The organism is Sphingomonas sp. (genome assembly GCF_042096255.1).
GTDB lineage: Bacteria > Pseudomonadota > Alphaproteobacteria > Sphingomonadales > Sphingomonadaceae > Sphingomonas.
The window spans coordinates 1-6,169 of sequence record NZ_JBELLZ010000136.1 but is presented as its reverse complement, the minus strand read 5'-3'; the positions used below and the strand labels follow the sequence as shown (position 1 = coordinate 6,169).

Sequence of the window (6,169 nt, the reverse complement as noted above, 5' to 3'; positions counted from 1 at the left end):
CCAGCCGCTTGTAGCTGTTGGTGGTCGGGTTGGTGAAGGCGTTGATCGCCTTGGCGTGCTTGATGATGCCGCCGATGAAGAACAGGCAGGTCTCGGACAGGCCGGCATAGCCGTTACCCGCGAACAAAGGCTCCTTGCCGTTCCAGATCGAGAAGTGGGTGTGCATGCCCGAGCCGTTATCTTCCTTGATCGGCTTGGGCATGAAGGTGGCGGACTTGCCGTAGGCGTGCGCGACCTGGTGCACGACATATTTGTAGATCTGCATCCGGTCGGCGGTGGTGGTCAGCGTACCGAAGGTGAGGCCCAGTTCGTGCTGCGCGGCCGCCACCTCATGGTGGTGCTTGTCGCAGGGCAGACCCATCTCGATCATGGTCGAGACCATCTCGCCGCGGATGTCGACCGCCGAATCCACCGGGGCGACGGGGAAGTAGCCGCCCTTGGCGCGCGGGCGGTGGGCGAGATTGCCGCCCTCATATTCGCGGCCCGAGTTGGTCGGCAGCTCGATATCGTCGATCTTGAAATAGGACGTGGCGTAGCTCGTCTCGAAGCGGACGTCGTCGAACATGAAGAACTCGGCCTCGGGGCCGACGTACACCGTGTCGCCGATGCCGGTGGTGCCGAGGTACGCCTCGGCGCGCTTCGCCGTGGTCCGGGGATCACGCGCATAGCCCTCGCCGGTCGACGGCTCGACGATGTCGCAGAACACGATCAGCATCGGGGTGGCCGAAAACGGATCGACATAGACCGCGTCGAGGTCGGGCTTCAGGATCATGTCCGACTCGTTGATCGCCTTCCAGCCGGCGATCGACGAGCCGTCGAACATCAGGCCGTCGGTCAGCTCATCCTCGCCGATCAGCGTGGCGACCATGGTCAGGTGCTGCCACTTGCCCTTGGGATCGGTGAAACGCAGGTCGACCCACTCGATCTCTTCGTCCTTGATCTTCTTCAGCACGTCTGCGGCAGTGTTCGCCATGATCTTCTTCCTCTTTGTTGAACCGCCCCGCAGCGGCCCGTAATTACTCGAAATGGTTGATGGTTAGGCCGAGGTCGTCTTCGCCGAGCCATTGCAGCGGCGGTCGTCGAGTGGGTGTCCCGTCGCCAACGTAGCGCAGGTCGCCCATCGCGCTTGCAAAGGCGAGCAGAAGCGCCTGGATGCTATCGACGCCCACTGCACTGTGCCGCTTGCCTTCGCCAGAAGGGAAGCGGATCGCGTACCAGCAGACCCAATCCGGTTCACGGTCGGAGATATCACTTGGCCAAGGGATAGGTCTATGGAGTCGCAGAATGACCGGCCCTTCCGGGCTGTCGAACCTTCTTTCTGCGACCACATCGTCTTCATTGATCGGCGGCTTCGTCAAATCGCGTCGGCGTCGCGCTCGCCGGTGCGGATGCGGAGCGCGGTTTCGACCGGGATGACGAAGATCTTGCCGTCGCCGATGCGGCCGGTCTGCGCGGCGGCGGCGATCGCCTCGACGACGCGCGACGCGACATCGTCCTCCACCACCACCTCCAGCTTTACCTTGGGCAGGAAGTCGACGACATATTCAGCGCCGCGGTACAGTTCGGTATGGCCCTTCTGGCGGCCGAAGCCCTTGGCCTCGGTGACCGTGATACCCGACACGCCGACCTCGTGCAGCGCTTCCTTCACCTCATCCAGCTTGAACGGCTTGATGATCGCCTCGATCTTCTTCACGCGGAAACGCCCACCCCTGAATACCCGGTCCCGAGCGACACGGCTTGCACCGAACGTGCCAGCCGCGGCCCCCGAGAGCAAGGGGGCGTTGCTGCGGTGCGGCGCGGGTTAACGACTGCCTAACGAATGGGCAGTGTGCTGCATCAGACGGCATCAACTTCGCATCGTGCCGGCATCAAAGCCAGCCCAAATCCGTTCGTGCTGAGCGAAGTCGAAGCACATGCGGGAACGCTGGGGCTTGGCCTTCGACTTCGCTCAGGCCGAACGGAGGTGTGTGTCAGCGCACCCCCGTCCGCGCCGGCACCTTGCCGCCCGCCGTCGGCGCCTCCGCCAGGTTCTTCTGCGCCCAGTGCGCCTCGTCCAGCACGTACAGCCGGATTAGCTGTGCCTGCTCCGGTGTCAGCACCTTGGCGAAGCTGACCATGCCATTGTCCTTGAGCGCGCCGTCGATCAGCACCGCATGCCAGCCATCGGGATTGCCCAGGTTGGCCGAGCGTTGGAGGTTGGGCAGCACGCCGCCGCCGCCCGCGCTGGCGCCATGGCAGACCTGGCAATAGCGGCCGTACAGCGCCTGGCCCTGCGCTACCTGCTGCGGCGTGCCGGTAGCCGTGGGCAAGGTCACCGGCGCGGTGTCCGGCTGCGGGGAGGGGGGCAGTTTCGCGGTGCCGCCCAGCTTGAAGACGAGGAGGCGCGGCACGTTGGGCACGTCGCGGGCCTTGCCGATCGCATAGCCGATCGAGAGCGGCAGCGCGCCGCCACGCCCCGCCAGCACTGCGACATATTGCACGCCGCCGACCTGATAGGTCGCTGCGCCCGCCATCACCCCGGTGCCGACCGGATAGGCGAACAGCTGCCTGCCGGTATCGGCGGCATAGGCGCGGAACTCGCCGAGCGCGGTGCCCTGGAAGACGAGGTTGCCCGCGGTGGTCATGGTGCCCCCGTTCCACGGTGTCGGATAGTCCACCGTCCAGCGCGCCTTGTTGGCCACCGGGTCCCAGGCGACCAGCCGTCCGGTCGCACCGGCGATCGCCGCCTTCACCGTCGCAGCATCGCGCGGGTACATGGCGTTGCCGAGGTCCTGCCCGACGTTGAAGCCGAGCGGCTTGGCGGCGTCGAGCGGCGAACTGGGGTTGAGATAGGCGCTACCGACGATCTGCGCGGGGATAAAGGCGAGGCCGACGTTGGGATTGAACGCCATCGGCTGCCAATTGTGCGCGGCGATCGCGCTGGGCAGCGCCAGAAACGGCTTGCCGGTCTTGTAGAAGCGCGCCGCCGGATTCTCGATCGGACGGCCAGTTTTCATGTCATAGCCGCTCGCCCAGTTGACGCCGGGGATGAACTGGCCGGCGTTGATCAGCTTTCCGTTCATGCGATCGACGACGTAGAAGAAGCCGTTTTTGGGCGCCTGCATCAGCACTTTTCGTGGGCTGCCGCCGATGTTCAGCGTGGCGAGGTTGATCGGCTGCGTTGCGGTGAAGTCCCAGGTTTCGCCCGGGGTCTCCTGATAATGCCAGACATATTGCCCGGTGTCCGGCTTGAGCGCGACGATGGAGGACAGAAACAGGTTGTCGCCCTGGCCCTCGGAACGCAGCCCGTGGTTCCAAGGCGAGCCGTTGCCGACGCCGAGATAGAGCTGGTCGAGCTCCGCGTCATAGACGATCGAGTCCCACACGGTGCCGCCGCCGCCGGACGTCTTCCACTCGCCGTTCTTCGACCAGGTCGGCGCCACCTTCGCCATCGCCGCGTCGCTCGCCTCGCCGTCCTTGGCGCCGCTGGGATTGGGCACGGTGTAGAAACGCCACTTCTTCGTGCCGGTCGCGGCGTCATAAGCGGTGACATAGCCGCGCACGCCGAACTCGGCGCCGCCATTGCCGATGATCACCATGTCCTTCACCACCCGCGGGGCGCCGGTGATGGTGTAGGGCTTAGAATTGTCGGTGGTCTGCACCGACCAGTCCTGCTTGCCGGTGCCGGCGTCCAGCGCGATCAGCCGCCCGTCGATGGTGCCGACATAGACGCGCCCCTTCCACGCCGCGACGCCGCGGTTGACCACGTCGCAGCAGGCCTGCACGCCCTTGGCCTTGTCGACACCCGGATCGAACTCCCAGAGCTTCTGGCCCGAAGCGGCGTCATAGGCGAACACCTTGGACCATGGCCCGGTGACGTAGAGCCGCCCGTCCACCACCACAGGCGTCGCCTCCTGCCCGCGCGCGTCGGGCATGTCCGCGAACCAGGCGAGGCCGAGCTTGCCGACATTCCCGGCATTGACCTGGGTGAGGGGGGAGAAGCGCTGCTCGGAATAATTATAGCCGGTCATCGGCCAGTCGGCGCCGGTGCCGCCGCTGGTCAGCAGCGCTGCATCGACACGGCCGAGTACGCGATCGCGGCTTTGCTCGCTCCCGCCGCAGCCCGCCAATAGTGCTGTTGTCAGCAGCACGCCTGCCTTGCGCATCATCCTCTCCCGCTTCGTCGTCGAAGTCTCAGGGGAGTGTGGCGCAGGGCAGGGGCGTTGGGAAGAGGGATTAAGTCGGGTGCTTTAGCTGCTTGCGGATGGCCAACCTCCACCTCCATTCGTCCTGAGTAGAGACTGAGCGAAGCGAAGGCTCGTATCGAAGGATCAGCGCCAAGCACCAATCCTTCGATACGCCTCTTCGCTGCGCTCAGCGGCTACTCAGGACCAACGAGGGAGGGTGGCGGCGCCTCAATATCCCGCTGCCAGATCCGCCACATTCTCCATTGGCCGCCCCTCCCGATATGCCGCCAGGTTGCGCAGGAACAGCGCCGCCGCACGCTGGAACATCTTCGACTGGCTGCGCCCCGACAGGTGCATGGTGATCATGCAGTTCGGCGCGGACCACAGCGGGTGATCGGCGGGCAAGGGCTCAGGATCGGTGGGATCGAGAAACGCTCCGCCCAGCTGGCCGGAGCGCAGCGCTGTAAGCAGCGCCGCCTCCTCGATCATGTCACCACGCGCGATGTTGATCAGCCACGCGCCCGGCTTCATCGCGGCGAACTCGTCGGCGCCGATCATCGCCTTGGTCTCGGGCGTCGAGGGGGCGGCCAGGATCACCCAGTCGAATTCGGCAAGCCGGTCGCGCCATTGGTCCGGCGCGATCGTGCCCTCGCGCGCCGAGCGGGTCACGCCCGTCACGGCGACGCCGAACGCGCGCAGCCGCTCGCCGATCAGCTGCCCGATCGCGCCATAGCCGATGATCAGCGCGCGCGTGTCCGCCAGCTCGGTCTTGCCCGGCGCATCGGATAGCCACTCCCGCCGCTCGGCCGCGCGCACCACCTGGTCGAAGCGCTTGGCGGCGGCGAGCACACCCATCACCGCATATTCCGCCACCGCGATCGCATTGATGCCGACGCCGTTGGTCAAGGTCGCACCACGATCGCGCAGCACATCCAGCGGAAAGGCATCGAGCCCGGCATAGATGGTGGAGACCCATTTCAGCCGCGGCCCGGAGGCGCGGATCGCTTCCGCCACCAGTGCAGTCGGCTGCATGTCCACCCAGGCGATCTCGGCGTCGGCGATCCCGGCGTTCGCCTCCGCAGGCTTGGCGAACCAGGCGACCTCCAGGTCGGCGGGCAGGTGCGGTTCGAGCAGCGGGCGGGCGAGGGCGGGGAGGACGGCTTTCATGCGATGGACTGTAGGAGCGGCGGCGACGCCCTGCCAATCCCGTCATCCCGGCCTTGTGCCGGGATCCACCGTGCCGCGGGGCGACTCGCATGATCTCGATCGAACCGCCTTCGGCGCGGTGGACCCCGGAACAAGTCCGGGGTGACGGTTGAGATTAGGCGGTCGGCTTCCAGTCCCATGCCAACGGGTCGCCGTCCATCACCTCCACCCCCGCCGCCGCGAGTTCGCCGCGGATCGCGTCGGAACGGGCGAAGTCCTTGGCCGCGCGGGCCTCGCGCCGCTGCGCCAGGCAATCGGCGATGCCCACCTCGTCGATCGCCGCGTCACGCGGGCGCACGCGCAGGTCGGCGCGGGTGAGCGCGCCGAGGTCCAGTCCGAGCACCGCGTCGAAGTCGACGAGGGCAGCGAGCCGTTCGGCGGGGCCGACCTTCTTGTCCGCCAGCATCGCGTCGAGCACCGGCAGCGCCTTGGGCGTGTTGAGGTCGTCCGCCACCGCCGCGTCCAGCTGCTCGGCATAGGCCGCGGCCGAGCCCTTCGACACGTCGCCGCGCGCGCGCAGACCCTCCACCGCCTGCACCAGCCGCTTCAGCCGCACCGACGCCGCCGCGAGGCTCTCCCAGGAGAATTCCAGCTCGCCGCGATAGTGCGCCTGGAGGCACATCATCCGGTACGCCAACGGGTGAAAGCCCCGGTCGACCAGCGCCTGGAGCGTCAGGAATTCGCCCGCGGACTTGCTCATCTTGCCGCCGCGCTCGACCAGGAAGTTGTTGTGCATCCAGAAGGTCGCGCCCGTATCCGCGCAATCGCAATGCGCCTGGTTCTGCGCGATCTCGTTG

The 6,169-nt window shown here is 66.6% G+C and carries 5 protein-coding genes and 1 pseudogene; all 6 read right to left on the bottom strand.

Annotated elements, in window-relative coordinates; all coding sequences use genetic code 11:
* Positions 1 to 973, bottom strand: a 973-nt coding sequence (locus ACFDTH_RS16855; RefSeq protein ID WP_375288720.1) for a glutamine synthetase beta-grasp domain-containing protein, incomplete at its 3' end; no start/stop codon positions are given.
* A 43-nt stretch (positions 974 to 1,016) separates the two neighbouring features.
* Positions 1,017 to 1,358, bottom strand: a complete 342-nt coding sequence (locus ACFDTH_RS16850) for a DUF6968 family protein (RefSeq protein ID WP_375288719.1) — start codon at positions 1,356 to 1,358, stop codon at positions 1,017 to 1,019.
* The gene (locus ACFDTH_RS16845) at positions 1,355 to 1,693 is read right to left on the bottom strand and encodes a P-II family nitrogen regulator (protein ID WP_375288718.1); all 339 of its coding nucleotides are present in this window, start codon (positions 1,691 to 1,693) and stop codon (positions 1,355 to 1,357) included. The genes ACFDTH_RS16850 and ACFDTH_RS16845 overlap by 4 nt, the downstream gene beginning before the upstream one ends.
* Positions 1,694 to 1,970: 277 nt before the next feature.
* Complete coding sequence (locus ACFDTH_RS16840) at positions 1,971 to 4,145, bottom strand: PQQ-dependent dehydrogenase, methanol/ethanol family (RefSeq protein ID WP_375288717.1); 2,175 nt, start codon at positions 4,143 to 4,145, stop codon at positions 1,971 to 1,973.
* A 249-nt stretch (positions 4,146 to 4,394) separates the two neighbouring features.
* Positions 4,395 to 5,333: a D-2-hydroxyacid dehydrogenase gene (locus tag ACFDTH_RS16835; RefSeq protein ID WP_375288716.1), complete on the bottom strand. Its 939-nt coding sequence runs from the start codon at positions 5,331 to 5,333 to the stop codon at positions 4,395 to 4,397.
* Between the two features lie 154 nt (positions 5,334 to 5,487).
* Positions 5,488 to 6,169, bottom strand: a pseudogene (locus tag ACFDTH_RS16830) (cysteine--tRNA ligase); the annotation flags it as partial.

Excerpts from the sequence above, each read along its gene's own strand:
- ACFDTH_RS16840 (WP_375288717.1), bottom strand. The coding sequence starts at position 4,145 with ATGCGCAAGGCAGGCGTGCTGCTGACAACAGCACTATTGGCGGGCTGC.
- ACFDTH_RS16835 (WP_375288716.1), bottom strand. The coding sequence starts at position 5,333 with ATGAAAGCCGTCCTCCCCGCCCTCGCCCGCCCGCTGCTCGAACCGCAC.